Origin of the sequence: Chromobacterium sp. (assembly GCF_041912965.1) — a bacterium.
GTDB classification, from domain to species: domain Bacteria; phylum Pseudomonadota; class Gammaproteobacteria; order Burkholderiales; family Chromobacteriaceae; genus Chromobacterium; species Chromobacterium aquaticum.
In genome coordinates, this window is the sequence record NZ_JAYSGF010000045.1 from 1 (window position 1) to 25,975 (window position 25,975).

At 64.5% G+C, this 25,975-nt stretch carries 25 protein-coding genes; 14 read left to right on the plus strand and 11 right to left on the minus strand.

Features of this window, described 5'->3' with window-relative positions:
* Positions 1 to 53: 53 nt before the first annotated feature.
* From ACE3QM_RS19335 to ACE3QM_RS19345, 3 genes are all read right to left on the minus strand, one after another.
* Positions 54 to 1,313, minus strand: a complete 1,260-nt coding sequence (locus ACE3QM_RS19335) for an ABC transporter substrate-binding protein (RefSeq protein WP_231460965.1) — start codon at positions 1,311 to 1,313, stop codon at positions 54 to 56.
* Between the two features lie 171 nt (positions 1,314 to 1,484).
* Complete coding sequence (locus ACE3QM_RS19340; RefSeq protein ID WP_231460966.1) at positions 1,485 to 2,867, minus strand: OprD family outer membrane porin; 1,383 nt, start codon at positions 2,865 to 2,867, stop codon at positions 1,485 to 1,487.
* Between the two features lie 459 nt (positions 2,868 to 3,326).
* On the minus strand, positions 3,327 to 5,024 hold the full coding sequence (locus tag ACE3QM_RS19345) for a methyl-accepting chemotaxis protein (protein WP_374424153.1): 1,698 nt from the start codon (positions 5,022 to 5,024) through the stop codon (positions 3,327 to 3,329).
* A gap of 208 nt (positions 5,025 to 5,232) precedes the next feature.
* Between ACE3QM_RS19345 and ACE3QM_RS19350 the strand changes: the two genes are divergently transcribed.
* The 3 genes from ACE3QM_RS19350 to ACE3QM_RS19360 all read left to right on the plus strand — a co-directional run bounded on the left by ACE3QM_RS19350 (position 5,233) and on the right by ACE3QM_RS19360 (position 8,241).
* On the plus strand, positions 5,233 to 7,209 hold the full coding sequence (locus ACE3QM_RS19350) for a U32 family peptidase (RefSeq protein ID WP_374424156.1): 1,977 nt from the start codon (positions 5,233 to 5,235) through the stop codon (positions 7,207 to 7,209).
* Between the two features lie 175 nt (positions 7,210 to 7,384).
* Positions 7,385 to 7,729, plus strand: a complete 345-nt coding sequence (locus ACE3QM_RS19355) for a YkgJ family cysteine cluster protein (RefSeq protein ID WP_197081385.1) — start codon at positions 7,385 to 7,387, stop codon at positions 7,727 to 7,729.
* A gap of 44 nt (positions 7,730 to 7,773) precedes the next feature.
* Positions 7,774 to 8,241 carry a DMT family transporter gene (locus tag ACE3QM_RS19360; protein ID WP_374424158.1) on the plus strand — a complete coding sequence of 156 codons (468 nt, stop codon included), beginning with the start codon at positions 7,774 to 7,776 and terminating at the stop codon, positions 8,239 to 8,241.
* Positions 8,242 to 8,313: 72 nt separating this feature from the next.
* Here ACE3QM_RS19360 and ACE3QM_RS19365 read toward each other — a convergent pair whose 3' ends face one another.
* Positions 8,314 to 8,793, minus strand: a complete 480-nt coding sequence (locus tag ACE3QM_RS19365) for a Spy/CpxP family protein refolding chaperone (RefSeq protein WP_374424160.1) — start codon at positions 8,791 to 8,793, stop codon at positions 8,314 to 8,316.
* Positions 8,794 to 9,126: 333 nt separating this feature from the next.
* Positions 9,127 to 9,609 carry a Spy/CpxP family protein refolding chaperone gene (locus ACE3QM_RS19370; protein WP_231460971.1) on the minus strand — a complete coding sequence of 161 codons (483 nt, stop codon included), beginning with the start codon at positions 9,607 to 9,609 and terminating at the stop codon, positions 9,127 to 9,129.
* Between the two features lie 233 nt (positions 9,610 to 9,842).
* On the opposite strand from ACE3QM_RS19370, the gene ACE3QM_RS19375 reads away from it, so the two are divergent.
* The 4 genes from ACE3QM_RS19375 to gstA all read left to right on the plus strand — a co-directional run bounded on the left by ACE3QM_RS19375 (position 9,843) and on the right by gstA (position 13,853).
* The gene (locus ACE3QM_RS19375) at positions 9,843 to 12,107 is read left to right on the plus strand and encodes a TerB family tellurite resistance protein (RefSeq protein ID WP_374424162.1); all 2,265 of its coding nucleotides are present in this window, start codon (positions 9,843 to 9,845) and stop codon (positions 12,105 to 12,107) included.
* A gap of 77 nt (positions 12,108 to 12,184) precedes the next feature.
* The gene (locus ACE3QM_RS19380) at positions 12,185 to 12,469 is read left to right on the plus strand and encodes a VF530 family DNA-binding protein (protein ID WP_048408527.1); all 285 of its coding nucleotides are present in this window, start codon (positions 12,185 to 12,187) and stop codon (positions 12,467 to 12,469) included.
* A gap of 82 nt (positions 12,470 to 12,551) precedes the next feature.
* Positions 12,552 to 13,121 (plus strand): DUF4337 domain-containing protein, encoded by a 570-nt coding sequence (locus ACE3QM_RS19385; protein ID WP_374424164.1) that lies wholly within the window; start codon positions 12,552 to 12,554, stop codon positions 13,119 to 13,121.
* 120 nt (positions 13,122 to 13,241) lie between these two features.
* Positions 13,242 to 13,853: a glutathione transferase GstA gene (gene gstA / locus ACE3QM_RS19390; protein ID WP_048408525.1), complete on the plus strand. Its 612-nt coding sequence runs from the start codon at positions 13,242 to 13,244 to the stop codon at positions 13,851 to 13,853.
* 83 nt (positions 13,854 to 13,936) lie between these two features.
* On the opposite strand, the gene ACE3QM_RS19395 is transcribed toward gstA, so the two are convergent.
* Positions 13,937 to 14,476 (minus strand): NAD(P)H-dependent oxidoreductase, encoded by a 540-nt coding sequence (locus tag ACE3QM_RS19395; protein ID WP_374424167.1) that lies wholly within the window; start codon positions 14,474 to 14,476, stop codon positions 13,937 to 13,939.
* Positions 14,477 to 14,579: 103 nt separating this feature from the next.
* Between ACE3QM_RS19395 and ACE3QM_RS19400 the strand changes: the two genes are divergently transcribed.
* Together ACE3QM_RS19400 and ACE3QM_RS19405 are read left to right on the plus strand one after the other, a co-directional pair.
* Positions 14,580 to 14,903: a helix-turn-helix domain-containing protein gene (locus ACE3QM_RS19400; protein ID WP_107801315.1), complete on the plus strand. Its 324-nt coding sequence runs from the start codon at positions 14,580 to 14,582 to the stop codon at positions 14,901 to 14,903.
* A 34-nt stretch (positions 14,904 to 14,937) separates the two neighbouring features.
* Positions 14,938 to 16,845 (plus strand): bifunctional 2',3'-cyclic-nucleotide 2'-phosphodiesterase/3'-nucleotidase, encoded by a 1,908-nt coding sequence (locus ACE3QM_RS19405; protein ID WP_374424169.1) that lies wholly within the window; start codon positions 14,938 to 14,940, stop codon positions 16,843 to 16,845.
* 16 nt (positions 16,846 to 16,861) lie between these two features.
* On the opposite strand, the gene speD is transcribed toward ACE3QM_RS19405, so the two are convergent.
* Genes speD through ACE3QM_RS19430 form a run of 5 tightly spaced genes read right to left on the minus strand, consistent with a single transcriptional unit; the run spans position 16,862 to position 20,361 of the window.
* Positions 16,862 to 17,248 (minus strand): adenosylmethionine decarboxylase, encoded by a 387-nt coding sequence (gene speD, locus ACE3QM_RS19410; RefSeq protein WP_374424171.1) that lies wholly within the window; start codon positions 17,246 to 17,248, stop codon positions 16,862 to 16,864.
* Positions 17,245 to 17,409 (minus strand): hypothetical protein, encoded by a 165-nt coding sequence (locus ACE3QM_RS19415; protein WP_231462646.1) that lies wholly within the window; start codon positions 17,407 to 17,409, stop codon positions 17,245 to 17,247. Before ACE3QM_RS19415 ends, speD begins: the two co-directional genes overlap by 4 nt.
* A 6-nt stretch (positions 17,410 to 17,415) precedes the next feature.
* Complete coding sequence (locus ACE3QM_RS19420; RefSeq protein WP_374424173.1) at positions 17,416 to 18,882, minus strand: DUF4178 domain-containing protein; 1,467 nt, start codon at positions 18,880 to 18,882, stop codon at positions 17,416 to 17,418.
* A gap of 8 nt (positions 18,883 to 18,890) precedes the next feature.
* Entirely contained in the window at positions 18,891 to 19,919 is a 1,029-nt protein-coding gene (locus ACE3QM_RS19425; RefSeq protein ID WP_331282546.1) for an SPFH domain-containing protein, read from the minus strand.
* A gap of 40 nt (positions 19,920 to 19,959) precedes the next feature.
* Positions 19,960 to 20,361, minus strand: coding sequence for a DUF350 domain-containing protein (locus tag ACE3QM_RS19430; protein ID WP_048408518.1), 402 nt, complete (start codon positions 20,359 to 20,361; stop codon positions 19,960 to 19,962).
* A gap of 92 nt (positions 20,362 to 20,453) precedes the next feature.
* Between ACE3QM_RS19430 and ACE3QM_RS19435 the strand changes: the two genes are divergently transcribed.
* From ACE3QM_RS19435 to ACE3QM_RS19455, 5 genes are all read left to right on the plus strand, one after another.
* Positions 20,454 to 21,965: a polyamine aminopropyltransferase gene (locus tag ACE3QM_RS19435; protein ID WP_374424175.1), complete on the plus strand. Its 1,512-nt coding sequence runs from the start codon at positions 20,454 to 20,456 to the stop codon at positions 21,963 to 21,965.
* Complete coding sequence (locus tag ACE3QM_RS19440) at positions 21,965 to 23,569, plus strand: FAD-dependent oxidoreductase (protein ID WP_374424177.1); 1,605 nt, start codon at positions 21,965 to 21,967, stop codon at positions 23,567 to 23,569. Before ACE3QM_RS19435 ends, ACE3QM_RS19440 begins: the two co-directional genes overlap by 1 nt.
* Before the next feature lie 187 nt (positions 23,570 to 23,756).
* Positions 23,757 to 24,095 carry a nucleotide pyrophosphohydrolase gene (locus tag ACE3QM_RS19445; protein WP_374424179.1) on the plus strand — a complete coding sequence of 113 codons (339 nt, stop codon included), beginning with the start codon at positions 23,757 to 23,759 and terminating at the stop codon, positions 24,093 to 24,095.
* 97 nt (positions 24,096 to 24,192) lie between these two features.
* Positions 24,193 to 24,921: an NAD-dependent protein deacylase gene (locus tag ACE3QM_RS19450; RefSeq protein WP_374424181.1), complete on the plus strand. Its 729-nt coding sequence runs from the start codon at positions 24,193 to 24,195 to the stop codon at positions 24,919 to 24,921.
* A 97-nt stretch (positions 24,922 to 25,018) separates the two neighbouring features.
* Positions 25,019 to 25,822, plus strand: a complete 804-nt coding sequence (locus ACE3QM_RS19455; protein ID WP_374424183.1) for a mechanosensitive ion channel family protein — start codon at positions 25,019 to 25,021, stop codon at positions 25,820 to 25,822.
* The last annotated feature ends 153 nt before the right edge of the window (positions 25,823 to 25,975 follow it).

Below are 25,975 nucleotides of genomic sequence, written 5' to 3' on the forward strand. Positions count from 1 at the left end.
TTCACTCGTTTTCGCCTTGTCTCGCCTTAGCTCGCGAGATCGTAAACACGTTCTTAGAGCTTGCCGCTCCAGAACGCCGCCGCCTCGTCCAGCGCGACCTTGGGGTCCTGGCGGCCAGTGACGGCTTTTTCCACCGCGGCGGCCAGGCGAGCGGACAGCACGTCCGGGTCCTTGACCCCGGCCAGGTAGATGGTGCGGGTCTTGTCCAGGCTGGCGGCGGCCACGCCTACGGCTTTTTCCGCCGCGCCGGCGTCATTGGCCACTTTCTGGAAGTAGGGGTCTTGCGCCGCCTTGCGCGCGGTGGGCAGGGTGCCCGCCAGCTTGGCGAAGGCGAGCTGGTTGTCGGCGTTGGTCAGGTAGTTGCCGAATTTGCCTATCTCCGGCAGCAGCGCCTTGTTGACGTTGCGCGCCACGCCGAAGTTGAACATCCAGCCGCCGGCGGCGATGCCGGTGGGGCCGATGGGCGCCGGCGCCACCAGGGTGGATTGGTAGAGCTTGGGCGCTTCGTCGCGCACCCGGGTCAGCGAGGCCGGGGTGGTCACCAGCATGGCCATGCGGCCGCCGTTGTAAGCGGCGATGGAGACCTGGAAGTTGTCCTGGGCGAACAGATTGTCCTTCAGCAGCGCGCCGGACTTGTAGGCGTCGCCCAGTTTTTTCAGCATGGCCACGTGGGCCGGGCTGTTGAACACCGGCTTGCCGTCCTTGAGCAGGGGCAGGCCGTTCTGGATCAGAAAGCCTTCGATCTTGGTGGGCCCCAGCGCCGGCGCGAAGCCGGCGACGCCGGTCTTGGCCTTGATGGTTTTGGCGTAAGCCAGCTGCTCGTCCAGCGATTTGGGCGGCTTGGCCGGATTGAGGCCGGCTTTCTTGAACAGTTCGGCGTTATAGGCGATGACGTTGGCGCCGTTGTAGTGCGGGAAGGCGTAGACCTTGCCGTCGAAGGTCACGTCCTTGATCGCGCCGTCCACGTACTGGCCCTTGTTGATCACGCCGTCCAGCGGCTGCAGCAGGCCGCTTTGCTTGTAGTCGTAAGCCCAGGGCACGTTCAGGTTGACCAGGGCCGGCGGCTTGCCGGCGCCGACGGCGGCGGTGAACTTGGACTGGATCACGTCCCAGGGGTAGTCGGTCCATTTGATTTCGACATTGGGGTTCTGGGCGTTGTACTTGCCGACCAGATCCTTGAAGTAGCCGTCGAATTTGGGCGACAAGCTCATGGTCCACACTTCCAGTACCGGTTTGTCGGCGGCCAGCGCCGGCAGGGCGACGGCGCAGCCGGTGATGAGCAGGGCGGCGCGAGCGAAGGCGTTGAGTTTCATGATGGTTTCTCCTTTGAGGCCGGCGCCGGCGTCAGCCGTGGCGGCCAGGGTGCAATATTATGCTATTTGAATGTCTTGTTGCGGCATTGTGGCATTGAAGTGGTTTTGATGAAAGCGATACCACTGCAATGCCAGTGTGGCCGCGGGCGCGCCGCGGCCGGAATGCGTGGATCAGAAAGTCTTGCTATAGGAGGCGATGACTTTCACGTCGTTGCGATCGGATTTGCCGTAGAAACCGTTGGTGCGAAGTCTGGCCGGATAGACGCCGATGCTGGCGCCCTTGAGCGGCCCGCTTTGCACGCTGTAACCCACGCTGAAATCCACCTCGTGCGCCTTGGTGTCGGCCTTGCCCGGGTTTTTCATCCCGGTGGCGTAGTTGCCGGACAGGCCCACGGTCAGTCCTGGCACGCCTATCTTGGCCAGGTCGTAATTGACGCCCAGCTTGTAGACGGTGGTGCCGTCCCAGACGAAGTCGTCCAGCTGGCCCCAGGTCTGGATGAAGTTGCGGTTATCGCTATTGCCCCACGGCGTCAGGCGGAAGTTGAGCTCGCCGGAGTCCGGCGCCTTGGTGTAGCCCAGGCCGCCCATCAGCGTCCAGCCGTTGGTGGCGTAGCTGAGGCTGCCGCTGGCGTGGTATTCGTTCTTGGGGTTCTGGATGGCGGAGAGCTGGGTCTGGTATTTGGCGGTGAAGTAATAGCCGGTGGCGGTCAGCTTGTCGTCGCCATTGAGCTGCCAGGAATAGGAGCCGGCGATCTGGGCGTTGCGGCGGTAGTCCTTGCCTTCGCCGATGCCGAAGTCGACGAAGCCGTTCTTGGGCGCGTAGCGGAAGCCCAGGCTGTTGACGTAGTCGACGCGCTTGGCGGCGCTGCCATTGCTGCGGCCCTGTTCCCAGGAGTTGCTCATGTCGCGGAAGCGGGTGTCCCATTCATTGCGGAACTGGTCGGCCCAGCCATAGCCCACTTCGAAGTCGCCGAACTTGTATTTCATTTCCACGCCGCGGTAGGCGTGGGATTGCAGGCCGCCGGAGGTACCCAGCGTGCCTATGCCTATCGGGGTGTAGCCGGCGCGGGCGGAGAAGCCCTGGCCGTCCTCGTGCTGGCGGAATTTCAGCGCCGCCTGGCTCAAGACCGCGCTGCTCTTGTCCACGCCGCCGGGCTGGGTGCTGTCGTTGATATCGTGGTACAGCACTTCCGACCAACCCTTGCCGTTGTCCAGGCGGATGGCGGCGTGGGCGGCGGCGTCGAAGCCCAGCTTGTTCCAGGCGTAGCCGGAGCGGAAGTTCAGGCCCAGGTTGAGCGCGTTGACGGTGATGTCGTCGCGGTTCTGTCCATTGGGCGGGGCCGGCCAGTCCGCCTGGCGGTTACGGCCGTAATAGATGGCGCTGACGGTGGTTTCCGACTTGGTGATCAGGTCGTAGACGTCCACCGGTTCAAAGGTGGCCGGCGCGCCCTGGGTGGGCGAGGTGTCGTTGGCCGGAATCGCGTCTTCTGCCGCCATCGCCGCACAGGGCAGCGCACTCAATAGCAGCAGGGCAAGCTTGGTCAGTTTAGGCATTTCAGTCACTCCAATCACGTGGCAACATCTCTGGCGGATGTCCTGCGCTAAAACTATCTGGTCTTTTACTGGTTCTCAATTGGTATCTCATTGGTATTGCAAAATATTTCGTCATAATGTTGCAATGCTGCCATGCACATTGAGTTGTGGTGAAAAGTTGGGGAAAGTCGGGAGATAAGTGCTGAATGCGAGTGAAAACCGTGTACTTTTTTGCTTTGCGATCAGTTTTTGGGCTGCCAACGAACTATCCGCCGCGATAACGAAGTTTTGCTGCTTGAATCAGGTGGATCAGTGGTGGCTGCTTTCGTTTGACGACATTGCTGCAATGCAATATTCATCCGCCGCGCCTGTCGACCCATCGCTGTCCCATAGTCCAAAAAACGGGGCGGGCCATTGCCAGAATAAAAAAAAGCCTGGCAAGCGCCAGGCCAAGTGCGGAGAGAGAAGGGTTTTGGCGCTTCAGTTCGCGGCCGCAAGTGAATGGCTGGTTTGGCGCGATGCTTCCTCGAGCTGGCCTTGTCCGGATTGCGGCAAGGTGAAGTAGTTGATGCTAGCTTGCAGCTCGTTCGACATTTGCTCCATCTGGCAGGCGGAGTCGGCGGTCTGGCTGGCGGCGGCGCTGGTTTCCTCGGACATCTGCGCCACTTTCTCGACATTGGCGGCGATGCCGGTGCCGGCGGCCTGCTGCTCGTGCAGCGACACCGAGATCGCGCTCAGCGATTGCTTGACCCTGGCCACCTTGTCGTTGATGCCGGTGATGGCGGAGCGGGCGTCGCTGGCCTGCTGCAAGCCCACTTCCATGTGGTCCACGGTGTGGTGGATGTTCTGCACCACGTGGGCGCTGCTATCCAGCATCTCGCGGATGCTGCCGCTGATCTCGGCGGTGGACTGGGCGGTGCGCTCGGACAGCTTGCGCACTTCGTCCGCCACCACCGCGAAGCCGCGGCCCTGTTCGCCGGCGCGCGCCGCTTCTATCGCCGCGTTCAGCGCCAGCAGATTGGTCTGGTCCGCCACATCGCGTATCACCTGGATCACATTGGAAATCTGCTGCGAGCGGCTGCTCATCAGGTCGGCTTGCGACTGCGAGGCGCGCGCCATTTCCGCCACCGATTCTATGGTGTGCAGGGTCTGGTCGATGATGGACTCGCCGCGGGTGGCCAGTTCGCCGGTGGAAACGGATTCGGTGGCCACGTCGGTGGTGTTGTCGTCCACCGAGCAGATGCTGACCGATAGCTGTTCCACCGACGCTGACATCGACGAGGCGGCGCGAGTCTGTTCCTCGGCGCTGGCGGCTACCTGTTCCGCCGCAGCCGCCAGTTCGGTGGCGTTGTTGCCCAGCTGGGTGATCACGTGCTGCATCGCGCGCACCATGCGGATCAGCCCGCTCTGCATCCGCGCCATCGAGGCGACGATGCTGTGCTGGTCGCCGGCCTTGACCTGCAGCCTCTGGCTGAGGTCGCCGTTGGCGATGCGCTCGGTCAAGGCCACCACGTCGCGCGGTTCGCCGCCGAGCTCGGCCAGCAGCGAGCGGATGATGACCAGGGCCAGGCCGGCGCCTATCGCCACGCCGCCGGCCAGCAGCAGCAAGGCGATGAGGTGGCTGGTGGCGGCGCGTTGCTGGGCTTGGGCGAATTCTTCCGCCGCCACCCGTAGCTGCAGATCGATCAGCGCGCCGATGCGGGAGGCGATGGGGTCGATCTCCGGATACATCTCCTTGTCCAGGAAGTGTTGCAACGCGGCGCGGTCGCCGGACTGGGCCAGGGTTTTGAGCCGAGCCACGCTGGCGTCGGCGTGACGCATCGCCGTTTCGGCCTGGTCGGCCAGGGTTTTTTCCTCGGCGGTCAAATAGGTGGCGCGGTAATCGCCCCATTGTTTTTTCAAGGCCGCTTGCGAGCTGGCCAGGCCGCCGAGAAAGCTGTCGGCGCTGATGCTGCCGGCCTGTAGCTTGTGCGCGCCGTCGACAATGCCCACCGCATAGCTGTCGGCAACGATTTTCAGTTGCTTCAGGCACACCACGCGGTCGTTGTAGGTGGTGGCGAAGTCGTCGAGTATGCCCTGCTGCGCGTGCTGGCCGAACAGGCCGATCAGGATGGGAATGGCCAGCAGGGCGACGACGAGCGCGCTTAAACGCTGGGCTATGGTCAGGCGGTTGAACATGGGGCTCTCCGGGGGCAAGCTTTGATACGGATTTTGTCTGTTCCAAATACTGACGCGCCGCCCAAGGCGGCAGCGGGCTGCCGCTGGCCAAACTTGAAAGCCGGCGCAGCAAATCTCTATCTATAACTCCATGATTCCGTTATAATTCCGGCCCTTTGCGGCCGCCATCGCCCGACGCGGCCACCTATACTAAATGTCAGGAAACGCCATGAGCCTGTTGTCGCACCAGATCGAGTTGCTATCGCCCGCCAAGACCGCCGAAATCGGCCGCGAGGCCATTCTGCACGGCGCCGACGCGGTGTATATCGGCGGGCCCAGCTTTGGCGCGCGGCACAATGCCTGCAATAGCGTGGAGGACATCGCCGGCCTGACCGCGTTCGCTCACCGCTACCACGCGCGCATCTTCGCCACGCTCAACACCATCTTGCACGACGCGGAGCTGGAGCCGGCGCGCAAGCTGATCTGGCAGTTGTACGACGCCGGCGTCGACGCGCTGATCATCCAGGACATGGGCATCCTGGAACTGGACCTGCCGCCTATCCAGCTGCACGCGTCCACCCAGTGCGACATCCGCACGTCGGAAAAAGCGCGTTTCCTGTCCGACGCCGGCTTCTCCCAAGTGGTGCTGGCCCGCGAGCTGACCATTCCGCAAATCCGCAAGGCGGCGGACGCGGTGGGCGATGCGGCGACCATCGAGTACTTCATCCACGGCGCGCTGTGCGTGGCCTTCTCCGGCCAGTGCTATATCAGCCACGCCGACAACGGCCGCAGCGCCAACCGCGGCGACTGCTCGCAAGCCTGTAGGCTGCCGTACACGCTGACCGACAAGGACGGCGGCGTGGTGGCGTTCGACAAGCACTTGCTGTCGATGAAGGACAACAATCAGAGCGCCAATCTGGAAGCGCTGCTGGACGCCGGCGTGCGTTCGCTGAAGATCGAGGGCCGTTACAAGGACGTGTCCTATGTGAAGAACATCACCGCCCATTACCGGTTGCTGCTGGACGAAATCATCGAGCGGCGGCCGGAGTTGGCGCGCGCCTCCAGCGGCGACAGCGAGATCTTCTTCGCGCCGGACCCGGACAAGACCTTCCACCGCGGCGGCACCGATTACTTCGCCACCGGCCGCAAGATCGACATCGGCGCCTTCGATTCGCCCAAATTCGTCGGCGTCGGCCTGGGCGTGGTCAGCAAGGTGGGCCCGGACTGGCTGGAGATCGCCACCGCCGAAACCATGAGCAACGGCGACGGCATCAACTTCATGAAGAAGCGCGAAGTGGTGGGCGTGCAGGCCAATACCGTGCAGCAAGTGGGCAAGACCGCGGACGGCGAATTGCTGTGGCGGGTGTTTCCCAACGACGTTTCGGTGCTGGCCGGCCTCAAGCCGGGCGTGGACATCTGTCGCAACCGCGATCACGCCTGGGAACTGGCGCTGCTGAAAAAGTCCGCCGAGCGCAAGGTGGGCGTGTGGATGACGCTGAGCGAAAACGCCGATGGCCTGGAACTGAACATTACCGACGAGGACGGCGTCAGCGCCTCCGCCTGTAGTCCGCTGGCGTTGGAGCCGGCCAAGGACGCCGACAAGGCGCTGGCCGGCCTGCGCGACAATCTGGGGAAGCTGGGCAATACCATGTTCGTCGCCCACGATGTGACGCTGCAGCTGTCGCAGCCGTGGTTCGCGCCGGCCTCGGCGATCAACGCGCTGCGCCGCGACGCCATCGCCCGGCTGGAAGCGGCGCGCGTGCAGGCCTGGCCGCGCCAGCCGCGCAAGGCGGCGTTGCAGCCGCCGGCGCCGTATCCGGAGAAGACGCTGAGCTATCTAGCCAATGTCTACAACAATCTGGCCTGGCAGTTCTATCGCAAGCACGGGGTTGAGCTCATCGACGCCGCCTACGAGGCGCACGAGGAAGAGGGAGAGGTCAGCCTGATGATCACCAAGCACTGCCTGCGCTTCTCCTTCAATCTGTGTCCGAAGCAGGCCAAGGGCGTGAAGGGGGTGATGGGCCAGGTGCGCGCCGATCCGATGACGCTTAAGTCCGGCAACGAGACTTACACGCTGAAGTTCGAATGCCGGCCCTGCGAGATGCATGTGATGGGCAAGATGAAAAAGCACATCCTGAAGACGCCGCCGCCGAGCGAGGTGGCGTACACCGCGCCCTTGACCTTCTTCAAGCAGCGGCCGCAATAAGGGTTTGCGCGCCAAAGGCGGGGAGGCGGGTAAAATGCGCTTCTTTCTTTTGCCTATCCGGAACAATTCTTAAATCATTCGCCGGCCACGCCGGCAGCACGGGGAATCAAACGTGGCCGACATCGAGCGCCTGGACACCTGGGTCAAATACAAGAACGGTTTGTGCGATGACTGCATGGGCAGCTGCTGCTCCATGCCGGTGGAGGTGCGGCTGTCCGACCTGGTGCGCATGGGGGTGGTGGACGAGTTCGAGCTGGAAGAGCCGATCAAGAACATCGCCAAGCGCCTGGAAAAACAGCGCTTGATCCAGCATTTTAATTTCAAGCGTGAGTTGTTCACGCTGGCGCGGCGCGCCAACGGCGATTGCATGCAGCTGGATCAGAAAACCCGCTTGTGCACCATCTACGAGCGGCGGCCGAATACCTGTCGCAACCACCCCAAGGTGGGTCCCAAGCCAGGCTTTTGCGCGTATACCCGCAACCCGCAGAAGATCGCCTTCCATCGCAACACCGCGGCGTGAGCGCTGTTTCACGTGAAACTCTCCGTTGCCTCGACAGGATCGTCATGAACCCTATTTATCCTTTATTCGCTTTCGCCATTGGCGTAGTGGTGCCGCTGCAGGCCGCCATCAACAACCAGCTCAAGGGCGTGCTGGGCAATAGCACGCTGCTGGCGGCCCTGGTGTCGTTCTCGGTGGGCAGCCTGTGCCTGGGTGGGTTGGCGGTCGCCACCGGCCAGAAATGGCAGGATCTGGCGCAGTTGGGCCGGGTGGAATGGTGGATGCTGCTGGGCGGCGCGATGGGGGCGATGTTCGTGTTCGGCACCACCTTGCTGGCGCCGCGGCTGGGCGTGGCGGCGATGCTGTCGCTGGTGATCGCCGGTCAGGTATGCGTGTCGCTGTTGTTCGACCGTTTCGGCTGGCTGGCGATGCCGCTGCGCGAAGTGAATCTACCGCGGCTGCTGGGCGCGGCGCTGGTGGTGGGCGGAGTGTTGCTGGTCAACTTCGGCGACAGGTGGTTTGGACGCGCTTGAGTGATAGGCGCGGAGTCAGCAAGTAAAAACGGCAGCCTCAGGCTGCCGTTTTTCTTGGCCGGCGCGCGGCGCTTATTTGGGCTGCGGCTTGGCCATCGAACCCATGCGGCCTTTATGCTCCATCGGGCCGTGCCATTGATCCATCACCTTCTGCTGCTCCGGTGTCAGCTGGGCGTAGAAGGTTTTCAGCGCGTCCAGGCGCTTCTGCATGCCGTCCTGGTGCTGTTTCATCATGTCCAGCATGCGTTCCATGCGTTGTGGCGCGGTTTCGCCAGTCTGCGGCTTGGGCGGCATCGCCCGTTCGCCCGGCTTCATCGATTCGGTGTAGGTTTTCCAGGCGGCTTCTTGCTTGGCTTGCAGTTTCAATTGATCGTGCAGCGCCTGCAGGTGGCGGGCGGCCATGGCTTCGCGCTGGGCCGGGTCCATGTGGCGGCCTTTACCCATCATCGGCATCGGATTTTGCGACGGCGCATCGTCGGCGGCCAGCGCGGAACCGGCGACGCCGGCGGCGAGCAGGGTGGCGATCAGCATGGGCTTGAACAGCTTGGTCATGATTGAAGACTCCTACCGAGGTTGATTACGCAGTCAGTATTGGCGATGGATGTCAGGCAAGTATTGCTGACGGCCGCGCGCTTGTTGCGGAATGTTAAAAAACCGGGCGGGGCAACAAAAGGAGACGGATGGAAGGACGCGGGGCGCGGGGGTGGGCTGCGACCGGCGCTTGGCTCCGGCCTGGTTCTCAGAAGGTGTTTATGATCTCGCGAGCTAAGGCGAGACAAGGCGAAAACCAGCGAAAAAGCGGAATGTACACGTGGTACATGAGCATTTTGAGCTGGTACTCACCGTGTAACGCTCCACGACGCGCAGCAGATCATAAACAGGTTCTCAGTTGTGCGGCTCGCTGGACTGGCCTGCCTGCAGCTTGCGCATCGGGCCCTGGCCTCTGCCGCCCATCGGCGGTGGGCTGTCCTTGTCCATGATCTTGCGCTGCTCCGGATTGAGCTGGGCGTAGAAGGACTTGAGCGCTTCCAGCCGCTTCTGCAGGTTCAGCAAGTGGCGCTGCGCCATCAGCACGCGCTGTTCCATGCGTTCCGGCGCGGTGTCGCCGCTGTCGCCGCAGGGAGGCATCGCGCCGGGGCGGCTGGCGCTGGCGAAGGCCAGCCAGGCGGCTTCCTGCGCCGGCTGGATCTTCAGCTTGTCGTGCAGCGCCTTCTGGTGCTGGGCGATGAAGGCGTCGCGCTTGGCCGGGTCGATTTTCCATGGCCGGCCGGCGAAGCTGCCCATCGGCGGGCAGTCCATTTCCGGCCGCGCGGCCTGGGCGGCGCCGGCGAGCAGGCAGGCTAAAACAAGGGGTATCAGCGGTTTCATAGGGCGGGCCATTCCGTCAATGGCGGCGACGCGGCGTGAGCGGCGTCGGTTTAGGTTTACTCCAGTATTCTGGGCGACGATTGTCAATTAAGTATGAGTCGGCCATTCGCAATTGTTACCAAATGTAAAGCGTCGCGGCAAGCGATTTGATGGCGGGCTTTTTCCCGTTCACGACGGCGATTTGGACTAGAGTGAAATGCGGCATCCCCGTCTCGCCGCCGGAGCGCTTTCGCATGAGTCAGCCAGCTTCTTCTTTCCCGTTTTTCCCCGCGTCCGGGCTCGCCGCGCTGAATGGCGCGCTGGTGGACTACTGGGTGGACGCCTGGCAGCGTTCGGTGTTGTATTGCGACATCCTGCGCCAGCGCGGCGATACTTATCTGGAGCACGCCGCTTCCGGTCATCCGCCGGTGTTGGTGTTCGATTACGACATCATCGTCGATGGCCGCGAACTGGAGCAGCCGGTCAATTACGCCTTGTCGGCGATCCGCCCGCCGGATGGTTGCCCCAGGCCGGATCCGGCCAAGCGGCCCTTCGTGGTGATAGACCCGCGCGCCGGCCATGGGCCGGGCATAGGCGGCTTCAAGATGGACAGCGAGATCGGCATCGCGCTGCGTCAGGGCCATCCTTGTTATTTCGTGATGTTCTTCCCGGTGCCCGAGCCCAAGCAGACGATTGAATGCGTGTGGCGCGCCGAGAAAGTCTTTCTGCAAAAGGTCAATCAACTGCATCCGCACAGCGCCGGCAAGCCCTTCGTCATCGGTAATTGCCAGGGCGGCTGGGCGCTGGCGATGCTGGCGGCCACCGCGCCGGAACTGGTGGGGCCGATTCTGCTGGCCGGCTCGCCCTTATCCTATTGGGCCGGCGTGGCCGGCAAGAACCCGATGCGTTATTCCGGCGGCCTGTACGGCGGCACCTGGATGGCTTCGCTGGCCGGCGACCTGGGCCATGGGCAGTTCGACGGCGCCAACCTGGTCAGCAATTTCGAGCAGCTGGACCCGGCCAATACCTACTGGAAGAAACCGTACACCCTGTACGCCAAGGTGGATTCCGAGCGCGAGCGCTTTCTGGAATTCGAACGCTGGTGGGGCGGCCATTATCTGCTGAACAAGGCGGAGATGGAGTGGATCACCCAGAACCTGTTCGTCGGAAACCGCTTGAGCCACGGCGAGGTGACGCTGGAGCAGGGGCGGCAGGCGGTGGATCTGCGCAATATCCGCTCGCCCATCGTGGTGTTCGCCTCTTGGGGCGACAATATCACTCCGCCGCAGCAGGCGCTGTTCTGGATCGCCGATCTTTACGGCAGCGTGGAGGACATCCGCGTCAATGAACAGACCATAGTCTATTGCCTGCACGAGCAGGTCGGCCACCTGGGCATTTTCGTATCCGCCGGCGTGGCCAACAAGGAACACAGCGAACTAGCCAGCGCGCTGGATCTGATCGATGTGCTGCCGCCGGGCTTGTACGAGGCGGTGATCACCGATACCCATCCTGAAATGGCCGGCTTGGAGTATCTGCAAGGGCGCTATGTGATCCGCTTCGAGCCGCGCGACATCGACGATATCCTGGCGCTGGGCGACGGCCGCCAGGGCGAGGCCGCTTTCGAGGTGGTGCGCCGGGTGGGCGAGGTCAACCAGCAGTTGTACGACACCTTTGTCTCGCCGTGGCTGCGGCTGTACGGCAATGAACACGCCGCGCGCTGGCTGCGTGAAATGCACCCGTCTCGCCTGGAGCGGCGCTGGTTTTCCAGCCGCAATCCCTGGCTGGCCGGGGTGCGGCAATGGGCGGAGCGGGTGCGCGAGGAGCGGCGGCCGGTGACGGAGGACAATCCCTTCTGGCAGTGGCAGCAGAGCTATGCCCAATTGGTGGAAACCACGCTGGACGGCTGGCGCGACGGCCGCGACGCCTGGCAGGAGCTGAGCTTCCGCGCGCTGTTCGAGTCGCCGTGGAGCGCGGCGCTGGCCGGTTTGAAGCCGCAGCGCGAATACGGGGTGCGCAAGGCGGATGGCAGCTGGGAGCGCAGTGAAATGCTGCGGCTCAAGCGCCAGGAACTGGAAGCGCATTACGCCGAAGGCGGGCCGGTGGACGGTTTTCTGCGGCTGTTGATCTATGTCGCCATCGGCAATGGCGTGGTGGATGTGCGGCCATTCAACGCTATCCGCCGGGTGATGCAGGAAACCGCGCTGGGCGAAGACCTGACGCTGGAGCAGTTCAAGCAGGCGGTGCGACGCCAGACCTGGCTGGTGCGCAACGACGAGAAACGCGCGCTGGCGACGCTGGAGCAGCTGCTGCCCACCGATCAGCAGCGCCGCTTCGCGCTGGAACTGGCGATTCTGCTATTGCAGGCGGCCGGCCCCATCAGCCAGGAAAAGCAGCAGCGGCTAGGCCGGCTGGCGCTGGCGATGGGGGTGGCGCAGCGCAACGGCGGCGCGGCGGCGGAAACGGTCAAGCCGGCGACCAAGCGCGCGCCGCGTCAGCGCAAGCCCAAGCCGGCGGCCTGAGCCGGCGGCCTGAGCGCGGCTTTGCCGCGGCGCCGGCGCGGGGTACACTGCGCCGGCCCAAGCCAGAGAACACATGCATGAACGCAAGCCAAGCCAATAATCCCACCCACGGCGTCACGCTGGAGCAGATGCTGAACCAGCTGGTCGGCCACTACGGCTGGCCGGAGCTGGGCCGGCGCATCCAGATCCGCTGCTTCAATCACGATCCCAGCGTCAAATCCAGCCTGGCCTTCTTGCGCCGCACCCCGTGGGCGCGCCAGCAGGTGGAAGACTTGTTCGTGGCGCTGAAGACCCGGCCGCAGGCGGCCGCCGGTTCCGGAACGGACTCTCGTCCGCGACTGTTTTCCAAAAAATCGTCCTGACGATCCATTGTCCCTGTCCACGGTTTGACGCTGTATTGCGTTATGGCGATGGGAACCCCCTATCGTCAGCCGGGAGCGTGAGATGGAACTGGAAATCAGCGTGGAAGCGGAGAAGAAGTACTTGAACAGCCTGGTGGCGCTGACCGTGGTGCTGCTGTCGGTGTTCATGGGGCTGGGCAAGCTGAAGGACGACAATATCGTGCAGGCGCGCCAGCTATTGAAGGCGGACGCGGTGGACAGCTGGTCCGAATACCAGTCCAAGAAGATCAAGCAGCACCTGGCGGAAAGCAGCCAGCGCCAGGCGCGCTTGCTGGCGCTGGCCAATCCGGCGGCGGCGGCGGCCTTGCGGCCGGAGCAGGCGGCGATTCAACACGATATCGCCCGCTACGCGGCGGAGGCGCAGGCCTTGCAGCTCAAGGCCAAGTCCAAGGAGCAGGGCTTCGAGGAGTTGAACGCGCGCCATGAGCTGTTCGACGTCAGCGACGCCGGCCTGTCCATCGCCGTCGCCTGCGCCGCGGTGGCGGCGCTGGCCGCCAATTTCATTCCGCTATTGTGCGCCTGGGGTTTTGGCGCGCTGGGCGTGTTTTTCTGGCTGGCGGGTTTCGCCGGCTGGAACATTCATCCGGGCTGGATCGTTTCCCTGCTGGGCTGAGTCTCCGCGACAGCGGCCCTATCGGCGGCAGGGTTGCAAGCGTCATTGATTTGGCTCAGGCTGTCGGGGTTTTCGCATGCAGTGTGTTTTGTTCTGAACGATCCTGACAGGAGATGAACGATGAAACTGTATTTGTCCCCCGGCGCCTGCTCGCTGTCGCCGCATATCGTGTTGTTCGCCAGCGGCCTGCCGTTTGAAACCGAGAAGGTCAATCTCAAGGTTCAGCCGCATCTGACCGAGGGCGGGGTGGACTTCTCCACCATCAATCCGCGCGGCTATGTGCCGGCCTTGCTGCTGGACAACGGCGAACTGCTGGCCGAGGGCGTGGCCATCGTGCAATACCTGGCGGACCAGGTGCCGGCCAAGCAATTGGCGCCGGCCAATGGCACGCTGGAGCGCTATCGGCTGCAGGAATGGCTGAACTATATCGCCACCGAGGTGCACAAGGGCTTCTCGCCGCTGTTCTATCCCAATAGCGATGAACTCAAGCAGCAGACCTGGGACAAGCTGACCCGCCGCCTGGGGCTGGTGGAGCAGCAGCTGGCGAAAACGCCGTATCTGCTGGGCGAGCGCTTCAGCGTGGCCGACGCCTATCTGTTCACCTGCCTGAACTGGGCGCAGTTCGTGCAGCGTTCGCTGGGCGACTTCCCGGCGCTGATCGATTTCCAGAAACGCGTGGCGGCGCTGCCCTTCGTGCAGCAGGCCTTGAAGGCGGAAGGCTTGCTGGAATAATTCCAACTGGAACAGGAATAAGTTCGTTGTTCCAGACAAGATCATGCCCGGCTCCGGCCGGGCATTTTTCATCGCGAGTGGATTTATACTGCCTCGGCCTGCAGGTGCCGCAGATACGCGTCCGCGCTGGCCTCGATCTCGGCATCGCTCAGATCGTGCTCGGCGCCGTGTAGCGCGAAGCCGGGCAGCCATTCGGCGCGGAGGTAGCGGCAGGTCAGCTCGAACGGCCGCAGCACTTCCTCCATCCGGTACAGATAGCGACCGTCGGGCGCGAAGTCCCGCTCGCGTATGCCGGTGGACACCGCCACGCTGATGCGCTTGTCCCGCATGCGCCAGTCTTCCGGCCATGCGCCGATGGCGAAACCCTCCGCCAGTACCTGGTCCTGCCAGGTTTTCAACAGCGGCGGCGAACTGAACCAGTACAGCGGGAATTGCAGCACGATGCGCTGGTGGCGGTTCAGCAGCGCTTGCTCGCGCGCCACGTCGATCTTGCCGTCAGGGTAGGCCTGATAGAGCGAGTGCACGGTGTAGCGCTCCGGATGCCGGCTCAGCGCGGCCATCCAGCGACGGTTGATGCGGGATTGTTCCAGATCGGGGTGGGCAACGATGATCAGGGTTTTCATGGCGCTTCCTGTAAAATGGGAGCGGCCATGCTAGCAATGGATCAAGTTGTTGATAAGTATGCACTTTTTTGTTTCATAAGCACCAAAAGGTAACCGTGCCCGCATGAGTGAACTGAATTTTCCCATCGACGCCACCGTGCGGCTGGTGGGCGGCAAATGGAAGTGCGCGATCCTGTGCCATTTGTCCGAGGACAGCCGGCGCACCGGCGAACTGCGCCGCTTGCTGGGCGGTGTGTCGCAGAAGGTGCTGACCGAGCAGCTGCGCGAACTGGAGCGCGACGGCCTGATCGCGCGCACGGTTTACGCGGAGGTGCCGCCGCGGGTGGACTACCGGCTGACCGAGCTGGGCGACACGCTGCGGCCGGTGATAGACGCGATGTGCGCCTGGGGTGCTTTCTATCTGGAGCGGCCGACGGCGGGCGTATAATGCGGGCGCGATAAAACCAGAAAAGGGCTGTCCCGTGAAACTTGCGCCTCTCCTCGTCTCCTCCCTGTTGGCCGCGCTGGCCGCAAACGGCTGGGCCGCCCCGCTGAAACTGCGGGTGCTGGAAACCTCCGACGTGCACATGAACCTGCTGGATTACGACTACTACCAGGACAAGCCGACGCAGGATTTCGGCCTGGCGCGCGCGGCGACGCTGATCCGCGCGGCGCGGCAAGAGGCGCGCAACAGCCTGCTGATAGACAACGGCGATCTGTTGCAGGGCAATCCCTTGGGCGATCTGGTGGCCAAGGTTCAGCCGCTGCGCGCCGGCGAGGTTCATCCCGCCTACAAAGTGCTCAACTGGCTGGGTTACGACGCCGGCAATATCGGCAACCACGAATTCAATTACGGCTTGCCCTTTCTCGGCCAGGCGCTGAAGACGGCGGCCTTTCCCTACGTCAACGCCAATGTGGTGGACGCCAGGACCGGTCAGCCCTATTTCCAGCCCTATGTGCTGCTCAAGCGCGAATTCAAGGACGAGGACGGCCAGCCGCAGACGCTTAACATCGGCGTGATCGGCTTTGTGCCGCCGCAGATCATGCAGTGGGACAAGGCCAATCTGCAGGGCAAGGTGGAGGTGAGGGACATCGTCGACACCGCGCGTCGCTATCTGCCTGAACTGAAGCAGAAGGGCGCCGACATCGTGATCGCGGTGCCCCATTCCGGTTTCGAAAAAGGCGATAGCGCGCGTTTCGCCGAGAACTCGGTGGCCGGCCTGGCCGAGGTGGCCGGCATCGACGCCATCTTGTTCGGCCACGCCCACGCGGAATTCCCGTCTTCCGCCTTCGCCGGCTATCCCAAGGTGGACCTGGCCGCCGGCACCATCAACGGCGTGCCGGCGGTGATGCCGGGACGCTGGGGCGACCATATCGGCGTGGTGGACCTGGTGCTGGAGCGCGGCGACGGCGGCTGGAAAGTCAGCGGCAAACAGGCCGGCTTGCGCGCCATCTACGACAAGCAGGCCAAGAAATCGCTGGCGGCCGCCGAGCCCAAGGTGGCCGAGCTGATCGCCGCCGAGCATCGCCGGACGCTGGACTATGTGCGCGGCAAGGTGGCGGAAACCCGCGCGCCTATCTACAGCTACTTCGCCCAGGCGGCGGACGACCCCTCGGTGCAGATCGTGGCCGAGGCCCAGGCCTGGTATGTGAAGAACGCGGTCAAGGGCACCGAGTACGAAGGCTTGCCGGTCTTGTCCGCCGCCGCGCCGTTCAAGGCCGGCGGCCGCCAGGGCTGGAATTACTACACCGACATCCCGGCCGGCCCGCTGGCGATCCGCAATCTGGCCGATCTCTACATCTATCCCAATACGCTGAAGGCGGTGAAGGTCAGCGGCCGCGAAGTGCGCGAATGGCTGGAGATGTCGGCCGGGCAGTTCCTGCGCGTCGATCCCAAGGGAGCCAAGAGCCAGCCGTTGCTGAACCCTGAATTCCGCTCCTACAACTTCGACAGCATCGCCGGCGTCAGCTATGAGATCGACGTCAGCCGGCCGGCGCGCTACGACGCCGACGGCAAGCTGGCGGCGCCGGACAGCCATCGCATCGTCAAGTTGAGCTATCAGGGCAAGCCGATAGACGAGAACGCCAGCTTCCTGGTGGCCACCAACAACTACCGCGCCTCCGGCGGCGGCCATTTCCCCGGCATCGACGCCAGCCGCGTGGTGGTGGATTCGCCGGATGAAAACCGCGCGGCGGTGGCGGCCTATCTGGCCGAGCGCAAGGTGGTGAACCCGGCGGTCAAGCCGGCCTGGCACATCCAGCCGGTGGCCGGCGTCGCGGTGCGTTTCGACACCGGCGCCGGCGCGCTGCGCTATCTGGCGCGCCAGCCACAGTTCCGCCTGGCGGCGGAGCATGGCGACGGTTCGGTGAGCCTGGAGCTGGTGGAGTAGTTGTCGTTAACGTCCCTCATTCCCTTATGGGAGAGGGCTTGGAGAGAGGGGCAAGAGGATCTCCGCGTCTATGCAGCTGGCTGTGGACCTCGGCCGGTTGCAGCGCCTCGCGCAGCCGCGCCAGCGCGGCGTCGATGCGGGCCTGGCCGCACATGAACAGGTCCAGCGCGGCGTAGCCGTGTTCCGGCCAGGTGTGGATGCTGAGGTGGGATTCCATCAGCAGCAGGATGCCGGTGACGCCTTGGGCCTCGCCGAAGTGGTGGACGTGGCCGGCCAGCACGGTGGCGCCGGCGGCCTGCGCCGCCTGGCGCAGCGCCTGTTCCACCCGGGCCGGATCGCTGAGGCGCTGCGGCGGGCAGCCGTGAAAATCCGCCAGCAGATGCCGGCCAATCGCCGTCTTCATTTATGGCCGCCGCCGCCGCTGCCCCAGCCGGAGGAGCCGCCGCCGCTACCGCTGCTCCAACTGCGGGAGCTGGAGGCGCGGCTGTCCATATTGGAAAAATTGAGCATGGTGGTGATCACGATCACCAGCAGGCAAAATGCTTTATAGAGTCCTGGCGACATCGGCATTCATTCCTTCTGCTTGAGCGGTATCGCCAGCACGCAGCAGGCGAAGAAGCAGATCAGCAGACCATCGCCGATATCCTGGCTCAGGAAGGCCAGCGGCAGATTGATCAATAACAGCACCAGGCCGAATTTGACGGCGATGGCCTTCAAATCCCCGCCGTCGTCCTCGGCGGCGGAAAAGCCCGGCTCTATCGGCGTGGCGCTGCCGAACCAGCGGCCGACCTCGACCGAGGTGGCCAGGCTGCTGCAGCTCCAGGTCAGTTCCTGCGCCGACAGCTCGCGCGACAAGCGCTTCTGGCCGCCGGAGATCTGGTATTCGCTGAGCTGCACCTGGTCGCCCAGCTTGGCGCGCCAGGGGAAGGCGCCGGCGGCGTAGACGACGCGGGCGGCGTAGTCGGGATAGGCGCGCTGATAGGCCTTGTTGCCCAGCATCGCGTAATCGGCGCGCAAGCTGTCCACCCACACGTCCATCAACTCGCCGATGAACCAGCCGTCGCCGCTTTCCACCAGCCAGCGGAAGCCCTTGTCCACGTTGTAGAGCAGGTATTCGCACCAGCGGCTGTCGGGGTCCTCTGCCTCGGCCCACACCAGCGCGCCGGTCAGCGTCCATGGCAGCTTGTCTATGGTGGCGGTCTTGCCCAGCTCCAGCGTCAGCGGCGTGTCCAACTGCTGTTGCGCGGCGCCCAGCGCCACGGCGCGGTCGCCGCTGGCGTCCACCTGGGCGTGGCAGTGGCCGCAGACCAGTTGGGTGGCGGTGCCGGCGCGGTAGCTCAGCGGCGCGGCGCAGGACGGGCATTCCAGCGAGGCGACGCTGCCTTTCAGCTTGCCGGTGGCCTCTTCTATCATCCGCGTGTCGCGCAGCCGCTCCATGCGCAGTTGCGGCAGGGTGACGGCATTGCCGAGGAAGAGCTGGGGGTGTTGTGGATCGTCGGAGTAATCCAGCGTCAGGAATTGCGCCTGGCGGCGCGCGTCCACCACCTTGGCCTGCCAGCCGGCGCCCACCTGGAACGGCAGTTCGCCCTCGCCGGCGGTGCACTCGGCGGTGCGCACATCGGAAATCACGAAATCGGCATCGCCGTGGCGGAAGGGCGCGCCGGGTTGCTGACTGTCGAAGTCGCCGGCTTCTTGCACCGCGCCGCCGGCCAGCGTCAGCGTGTACTGGCCGACGCTTTCCGACAGCCAGCCGTCGCCGCCGTCGTCGAACAGCAAATACCATTCGTTCCACAGGCCGGCGTCGTAGCGCAGCTGGATGCGGCCGACGACGTTGAAGCCGCGGCCCAGGTACTGGCCGCAGCTGGTGATCTGCAGCGGCGAGTAATCATTGAGCAGCGCCGCCATCTTGCCGATGTCGCGCACGCTGTCCGCGTCGCGCAGCAGGGTGCTCTGGCAATAGGCGCACACCGCCATGGCGGAGGCTTCGGACTTGAACTCGACATCGGCGCCGCAGGAGGGGCAGGCAATACGGTACATGCGCTAGCTTAGCCCACCAGTTTCTTCAGCACGTCGGCCTTGGCCGCGTCGTAATCCGCCTGCGTGATCAGGCCCTGGTCCAGCAGGCCCTTGAGCTGGGCCAGCTTGGCTTGCGGATTGTCCGCCGCAGGCGCGGCGGCTGGCGTTGCCGGCGCGGCTTGCACGGCGGGCGCCTCCGGCTGCACTGCCTGCTGCATGGCCTGGCCCATCAATTGGCCGACGCCGACGCCTGCCGCCAGCCCGGCGCCCAGGCCGGCGATGCCGCCCTCGTTCTGAGCCGCCAGCGGAATGCTTTCCGCCGCCTGGTAGCGGGTGTACTGGTTGAGATCACCGGCCATGCCCATGGCGATGCGCTTGTCTATGGCTTTTTGCAGCTCTTCCGGCAGCGAGATGTTTTCCACCGCGAAGCTGTCCAGCGCCAGGCCCAGGCGCTGGAAAACCGGGACCAGCGCCTCGCGGATCTTGTCCGCCATCAGGCCCTGATTGCCGGCCATGTCGAGGAAGGGCACGCCGCTGCCGCCCAGCACGCTGCTCATGGTGGCCACCACCTGGTTGCGCAGCTGTTGTTCCAGTTCGTCGCGGGTATAGCTGTCGCGGGTGCCGCTGACCTCGGTGAAGAACAGGCGCGGATCGGCCACGCGGTAGGAATAGACGCCGAAGGCGCGCAACCGCACCATGCCGAAGTCCTGGTCGCGTATCGTCAGCGGCTGGGCGGTGCCCCATTTGCGGCCCAGTTGCAGCCGGGTGCTGAAGAAGTGCACATCGGATTTGAAGGGGGATTCGAACAGCTTGTCCCAGTTCTTCAGATAGGTCAGCACCGGCAGGGTCTGGGTGGTCAGCTTGTACATGCCGGGTTCGAACACGTCGGCGATCTTGCCTTCGTTGATGAACACCGCCGCCTGCGATTCCCGCACCGTCAGGCTGCCGCCGTACTGGATCTCGTTGTCCTGCATCGGATAACGCCAGGCCAGCACGCCGTCTTCCTGTTCCTGCCACTCCAGGATGTCGATGAACTGCTTCTTGATGAAAGACATCAGGCTCATAGTGTCTGCTCCAATTGAAAAGGCGCGGCCGGGTTCAGGACAGGCTGCCGGCGTTGATCAGGCCCACCGCCAGGTGGATGGATCCGGCCAGGATGCCCATCGCCAGATTATTGTCTATCAGCGCGCGGCTCAGATCCTTCAGACAGCGCGCCACCACCATGTGGACGACGATCTGCACCAGCATGGCCAGCAGCGCCCACAGCATGAAGCTGTTCCAGTTGTTCAGGTGCCAGGCGCTGGAGGCCAGCGTCAGCGAGAAGCCCAGCAGCGCGCCGGCGAAGGACACCGCGGCGGCGTGGCCGTTGTCGCGGATCAGCTTCAGCTCGTCTATCGGGGTGACCCAGCAATAGATCACCGCGAACAGCGCCAACAGCGCGAGGCCGCTGCCCATATAAGTCAGGTAGGCGAGCAGGGCGGGCAGGAAGGCGGCAATCATGGTCGGGCGTCCTTTGTCGGTGCGGTGCGCGCACGGCGGTAGGCCGTGGGCTGGGGCATAATGGCGGCTATTCTACCCACAATGACAATCCAATGCGAAATCGCTTGTTGATAGTATCGGTGTTTATCGTGGCCTCCTGCGGGCTGGCCTACGAGCTGATCACCGGCGCGCTGGCCAGCTACCTGCTGGGCGACTCGGTGCTGCAATTCTCTTCCATCATAGGCTGTTACCTGTTCGCGATGGGGGTGGGCTCCCATCTGTCCAAATACGTGAAGGACGAGCGGGTGCTGGACGCCTTCATCGAAATCGAATTGCTGGTCGGCCTGATCGGCGGCGTGTCCGCCGCCGTGCTGTTCCTGGTGTTCGCCTGGGCCGGCGAGCCGTTCCGGTTGGTGCTCTATGGTCTGGTCTTCGTGATCGGGGTGCTGGTGGGCATGGAGATCCCGCTGGTGATGCGGGCGATGAACCAGCGCCAGGCCAGCTTTTCCGAGCTGGTCAGCCAGGTGCTGACTTTCGACTACCTGGGCGCGCTGGCGGTGTCGCTGCTGTTCCCGCTGGTGTTGGCGCCCAGGCTGGGCCTGTCGCGCAGCGCGCTGCTGTTCGGCCTGCTCAACGCCGGCGTGGCGCTATGGGCCTGCCGCGCCTTCCGCCATGAATTGCGCCGGCCCGGCCTGCAGCTGGCGCGCAGCGGCGTGGTCTTGCTGCTGCTGATCGGCGGTTTTCTGGCCTCCGACCAGCTGACGCGCTGGAGCGAGAAGGCGGTGTATGGCGACGAGATCATCCACGCCGAGACCACGCCCTACCAGCGCCTGGTGATCACCAAGTGGAAGAGCGATCTGCGGCTCTACATCAATGGCAATCTGCAATTCTCCAGCCGCGACGAGCACCGCTACCACGAGGCGCTGGTGCATCCGGTGCTGGCCAAGCTGCCGTGGGCGCGCAATGTGCTGGTGTTGGGCGGCGGCGACGGCCTGGCGGTGCGCGAGATGCTGAAATACCGCAATATCCAGCACATCACCCTGGTGGACCTGGACCCGGCGATGACCCGGCTGTTCAGCCGCTCCGAGCCGCTGCGCGCGCTGAACCAGGGCTCTTTGACCGATTCGCGCGTCACCGTGGTCAACGACGATGCCGCGCGCTGGCTGGAACAGGACCACGGCAGTTTCGACGCCGTCATTGTCGACTTCCCGGACCCATCCAATTTCGCCTTGGGCAAATTGTATTCGGTGCCGCTGTACCGGCTGCTGGCGCGTCACCTGGCGGAAAACGGCCTGGCGGTGGTGCAGTCCACCTCGCCGATGCACGCGCCGCGCTCGTTCTGGAGCGTGGACGCCACCTTGCGCGCCGCCGGCCTGCACACCACGCCCTACCATGCCTATGTGCCGTCCTTCGGCGAATGGGGCTTCATCATCGCGTCCAAGAAGCCCGGCTACACGCCGCCGGAACGCTATACGGTGCCGCTGCGTTTCCTGGACAAGGAGGCCACGCGCCAGATGTTCTTCTTCCCGCCGGACATGCCGCGTTGGAAGGTGCTGCCCAATGAGCTGAACAATCAGCAATTGGTGCACTACTTCGAGCAGGACTGGTCGCAGGTGCTGCGTTGATGCGCCGGCGCGAGGTGTTGCAACTGGCGGCGGCGCTGGCCGGCCTGCCGGTGTTGTCCGGCTGCGAGCGGGTGATGCGGCTGGGCCTGCCCTTGCGGCTGAACCGGCCGGGCATGGCCGCCGGCCACCGGCTGCGCGGCGGCATGACGCCGCCGCCGCCGCGTGAAACCCGGCATTGCCGCGTCGCCATCGTCGGCAGCGGCGTGGCCGGCCTGTTCGCCGCCTGGCGGCTGCGCAAGGAGGGCTTCGACGACGTGGTGGTGCTGGACGGGCCGGAGCCGGACGGCAACGCCGCCGCCGGCGCCTTCGGCGGCTATCGCTATCCCACCGGCGCCCACTATTTGCCGCTGCCGTCGATGGAGTCGCGCCATGTGCGCGAACTATTGGCCGAGATGGGCGTGATCGAGGCCGATCCCTTCGGCGCGCGGCCGCGCTTCGACGAGAACGTGACCGTGCACGCGCCGGACGAGCGGCTGTGGGTAAACGGCCAGTGGCAGGAAGGCTTGCTGCCGCGGCTGGGCATGGGAGCGGACGAACTGGCGCAGCAGCGGCGTTTTCTCGCCCAGACCGCCGCCTGGCGCGAACAGCGCGGCCGCGATGGCCGCCGCGTGTTCTGCGTGCCGTTGGCGCTGTCCTCGCAAGACCCGGCCTGGACCGCGCTGGATCGGTTGAGCTTCGCCGACTGGCTGCGCGCCAACGGCTACACCGCGCCCGGCCTGCTGTGGTATCTGGACTACTGCTGCCGCGACGATTACGGCAGCGCGCTGGCCGCCACCTCGGCCTGGGCCGGCCTGCATTATTTCTGCAGCCGCGGCGGCCAGGCGGCCAATGCCGAGGAGGGCGCGGTGCTGACTTGGCCGGACGGGCTGAATCCGCTGATCCGCCATCTGCGCGCCCGCATCGGCGCCGAGCGGCAATGGCCGGGCGTGGCCTGGCGAGTGGCGCCGGCCGGCGCCGGCATGGCGGTGGACTATCTGGACGCGGCCGGCGCCAGCCGGCGCCTGCTGGCCGAACGGGTGATCCTGGCGACGCCGCTGCATGTCAGCCTGCATCTGAGCGGCCAATTGCCGGAGCTGGGCTTCGAGCGCCGCCATCTGCCGCCGCGCGCGCCGTGGCTGATAGGCAATTTCCTGATCGACCGTTTCCCGGCGGAGCCGGCCGCCGCGCCGCTGGCCTGGGACAATGTGGTGTACGGCAGCCGCGGCCTGGGCTATGTGGTGTCCACTCATCAATTGATCCGCGCGGCCAAGCCGGAGCAGAGCGTGTTCACCAGCTATCACGCCTTCGCCGACCTGGCGCCGGCGGATGCGCGTAAAATGCTGGAGGCCGCCAGCGCCGAGGATTTGTTCGCCACCGCCGCCGCCGACATGCTGAGCGTGTACGGCTGGCGTTTCCGTCAGTCGCTGCTGCAAGTGGAGTTGACCGCGCGCGGCCACGCGATGGCCAGCCCGGCGCCGGGTTTTTTGTCCAACCCCGGCTTGCAAGCCTTGCGCGCGGCCGATGGCCCGCTCCTGTTCGCCCATTCCGATCTCAGCGGCCTGTCGCTGTTCGAGGAGGCGGCGTGGTGGGGGGAGCAGGCGGCCTTGAAGGTGCTTGGCGCATGAGAGCCTGTTCATAGTCTGCTGCGCGTCGTGGAACGTTACACGGTGAGTACCGCTTCGAAATGCTCATGTACCACGTGTACATTCCGCTTTCTCAGCCGCAACGCCTTGTCTCGCTCTTGCTCGCGAGCCTTGAACAGGCTCTGAGGCGGCAAGCGGCTGTTGTTCCACGTGAAACCCGGATAGAACGATGAGCGAAACCCTGATCTCTACTGAAAAACTCACCGCCGCATTGCAGCGTTTCGCCGATGAACGCGACTGGAACCGCTACCACACGCCGCGCGGCCTGATGCTGGCGCTGGTGGGCGAGGTGGGCGAACTGGCGGAAATCTTCCAATGGCTGAGCGACGAGGAAGCCGCCGCGCTGCGCGCCGATCCGACGCGCTTCACCCATCTGCAGGAGGAAATCGCCGACGTGCTGCTCTACCTGACGCGGCTGGCGATGGTGACCGGGGTGGATCTGGACGCGGCGGTCCGCGACAAGATGGCCAAGAACGCCATCAAATACCCTGTGCCAACGGCCGGCTGAGCCTTTGTCATGAAAAAGTTAAGCTGGGGCTTGGCGCGGTTGCCGCGGGCCGAGCCTGGCTTAACATTTTGCTTAATTCACTAGCTGGAATGCATAGATGTCCGAGCAAATCCACCGCCTGCGCCAGATGCTGGAGCAGGCGGAAACCATTGTGGCCTTGACCGGCGCCGGCATGAGCACCGAATCCGGCATCCCCGATTTCCGCTCCGCCAACGGCCTGTGGTCGCGCAGCATGAGCCTGGCCGAGGTGGTGTCCATCGATTATTTCCGCCGCGATCCGGAGGCGTTCTGGCAGGCGTTCCGCGATATTTTTCGCATCAAGCTGATCGGCGATTATCGGCCCAACGCCGGCCACCAGTTCCTGGCGGAACTGGAGCAACAGGGCAAGCGGGTGACGGTGCTGACCCAGAATATCGACGGCCTGCACGCGCGCGCCGGCAGCAGCCGGGTGCTGGAGCTGCACGGCAGCCTGCTGACCGCCAGCTGCCCCGGCTGCGGCACCACGCATGCGCTGGACTACATCCTGCACCACCCGCTGCCCATCTGCCGACTGTGCCACGATGTGCTCAAGCCGGACGTGGTGCTGTACGGCGAGGCGGTGCCCTTGATCGACCTGGCCTTCGACGCCGCGCTGCAGGCGGAGCTGCTGCTGGTGCTGGGCTCATCGCTGGAGGTGTCGCCGGTCAATCTGATCCCGCTGGAGGCGGCGCAGGCCGGCGTGGCCACCGCCTTGATCAATTACACGCCCACGCGCATGGATCATGCGTTCGATCTGCGCATTCAGGGCGGCATAGGCGAGACCTGCCGCGCGCTGGCGGAGGCCTGAAGCCACGGCCGGCGAGGCCGCAAGATTCGTTTGGTATTTTTGCAGTAAGCTCCTATCTTTAATCATGTTGCGAAACCGTTAAAAAGGGGATTTACAAATGGATGCCATCAACTGGAGCCACTGGGCGGATCTGGCGGTGAAGATTGGCCTCAATATCGTGTCGGCCATCCTGCTGTGGCTGGTCGGCCGTTGGCTGATCAAGTTCGCCACCCGGATGCTGGACGCCAAGCTGGCCAGCAAGTCGCTGGACCACACCATTCGCCAGTATGTGAAATCCTTCCTGGATGTGACGCTGACCATCGTGCTGGTGATCGGCATCCTCGGCTTCTTCGGAGTGCAGACCACCACCTTCGCCGCGGTGATCGCCGCCGCCGGCGTGGCCATAGGCATGGCCTGGAGCGGCTTGCTGGCCAATTTCGCCGCCGGCATCTTCCTGGTGGTGCTGCGGCCGTTCAAGGTGGGCGACGCGGTGGGCGTCGCCGGCATCGTCGGCACGGTCAAGCACATCGGCCTGTTCGCCACCGCGGTGGATACGCCGGACGGAGTGCTGACCCTGATAGGCAATAACAAGATATTTTCCGACACCATCCAGAACTTCAGCGTCAACGAACAGCGGCGGGTGGACCTGAAAGCCCAGCTGGCGGCCAGCGCCGATCACGCGGCGGCGATGAGCCTGTTGCGGGAGGCGGTGGCCAAGGTGCCCAATGTGCTGGCCAGCCCGGCGCCGGACATCGGCTTGCTGGAGTTCACGCCCTTGGGCCCGGTGCTGGCGGTGCGGCCGTACTGCAAGCCGCAGGATTACTGGCAGGTGTATTTCGACAGCAACCGCGCCATTCGCGAAACCCTGGCCGCCGGCGGCTTCCCGGCGCCGGAGCAGGCGATGGTGGTGCGCCAGGGCTGAGCGGCGCAAGTGCGACAACGGGGCCTTTGGCCCCGTTTTGTCATCCGCCGCTTCAGTGAGACGGTGTTGAAAACGTCTCCGAAATACTCATGTACCACGTGTACATTCCGCTTTTTCGCTCGTTTTCGCCTTGTCTCGCCTTCGCTCGCGAGA

Bases quoted from the DNA above. Each gene is read 5' to 3' on its own strand.
- ACE3QM_RS19335 (WP_231460965.1), bottom strand. From the start codon at position 1,313: ATGAAACTCAACGCCTTCGCTCGCGCCGCCCTGCTCATCACCGGCTGC.
- ACE3QM_RS19340 (WP_231460966.1), bottom strand. From the start codon at position 2,867: ATGCCTAAACTGACCAAGCTTGCCCTGCTGCTATTGAGTGCGCTGCCC.
- ACE3QM_RS19345 (WP_374424153.1), bottom strand. From the start codon at position 5,024: ATGTTCAACCGCCTGACCATAGCCCAGCGTTTAAGCGCGCTCGTCGTC.
- ACE3QM_RS19350 (WP_374424156.1), top strand. From the start codon at position 5,233: ATGAGCCTGTTGTCGCACCAGATCGAGTTGCTATCGCCCGCCAAGACC.
- ACE3QM_RS19355 (WP_197081385.1), top strand. From the start codon at position 7,385: ATGGGCAGCTGCTGCTCCATGCCGGTGGAGGTGCGGCTGTCCGACCTG.
- ACE3QM_RS19360 (WP_374424158.1), top strand. From the start codon at position 7,774: ATGAACCCTATTTATCCTTTATTCGCTTTCGCCATTGGCGTAGTGGTG.
- ACE3QM_RS19365 (WP_374424160.1), bottom strand. From the start codon at position 8,793: ATGACCAAGCTGTTCAAGCCCATGCTGATCGCCACCCTGCTCGCCGCC.
- ACE3QM_RS19370 (WP_231460971.1), bottom strand. From the start codon at position 9,609: ATGAAACCGCTGATACCCCTTGTTTTAGCCTGCCTGCTCGCCGGCGCC.
- ACE3QM_RS19375 (WP_374424162.1), top strand. From the start codon at position 9,843: ATGAGTCAGCCAGCTTCTTCTTTCCCGTTTTTCCCCGCGTCCGGGCTC.
- ACE3QM_RS19380 (WP_048408527.1), top strand. From the start codon at position 12,185: ATGAACGCAAGCCAAGCCAATAATCCCACCCACGGCGTCACGCTGGAG.
- ACE3QM_RS19385 (WP_374424164.1), top strand. From the start codon at position 12,552: ATGGAACTGGAAATCAGCGTGGAAGCGGAGAAGAAGTACTTGAACAGC.
- gstA (WP_048408525.1), top strand. From the start codon at position 13,242: ATGAAACTGTATTTGTCCCCCGGCGCCTGCTCGCTGTCGCCGCATATC.
- ACE3QM_RS19395 (WP_374424167.1), bottom strand. From the start codon at position 14,476: ATGAAAACCCTGATCATCGTTGCCCACCCCGATCTGGAACAATCCCGC.
- ACE3QM_RS19400 (WP_107801315.1), top strand. From the start codon at position 14,580: ATGAGTGAACTGAATTTTCCCATCGACGCCACCGTGCGGCTGGTGGGC.
- speD (WP_374424171.1), bottom strand. From the start codon at position 17,248: ATGAAGACGGCGATTGGCCGGCATCTGCTGGCGGATTTTCACGGCTGC.
- ACE3QM_RS19415 (WP_231462646.1), bottom strand. From the start codon at position 17,409: ATGTCGCCAGGACTCTATAAAGCATTTTGCCTGCTGGTGATCGTGATC.
- ACE3QM_RS19420 (WP_374424173.1), bottom strand. From the start codon at position 18,882: ATGTACCGTATTGCCTGCCCCTCCTGCGGCGCCGATGTCGAGTTCAAG.
- ACE3QM_RS19430 (WP_048408518.1), bottom strand. From the start codon at position 20,361: ATGATTGCCGCCTTCCTGCCCGCCCTGCTCGCCTACCTGACTTATATG.
- ACE3QM_RS19435 (WP_374424175.1), top strand. From the start codon at position 20,454: ATGCGAAATCGCTTGTTGATAGTATCGGTGTTTATCGTGGCCTCCTGC.
- ACE3QM_RS19440 (WP_374424177.1), top strand. From the start codon at position 21,965: ATGCGCCGGCGCGAGGTGTTGCAACTGGCGGCGGCGCTGGCCGGCCTG.
- ACE3QM_RS19445 (WP_374424179.1), top strand. From the start codon at position 23,757: ATGAGCGAAACCCTGATCTCTACTGAAAAACTCACCGCCGCATTGCAG.
- ACE3QM_RS19450 (WP_374424181.1), top strand. From the start codon at position 24,193: ATGTCCGAGCAAATCCACCGCCTGCGCCAGATGCTGGAGCAGGCGGAA.
- ACE3QM_RS19455 (WP_374424183.1), top strand. From the start codon at position 25,019: ATGGATGCCATCAACTGGAGCCACTGGGCGGATCTGGCGGTGAAGATT.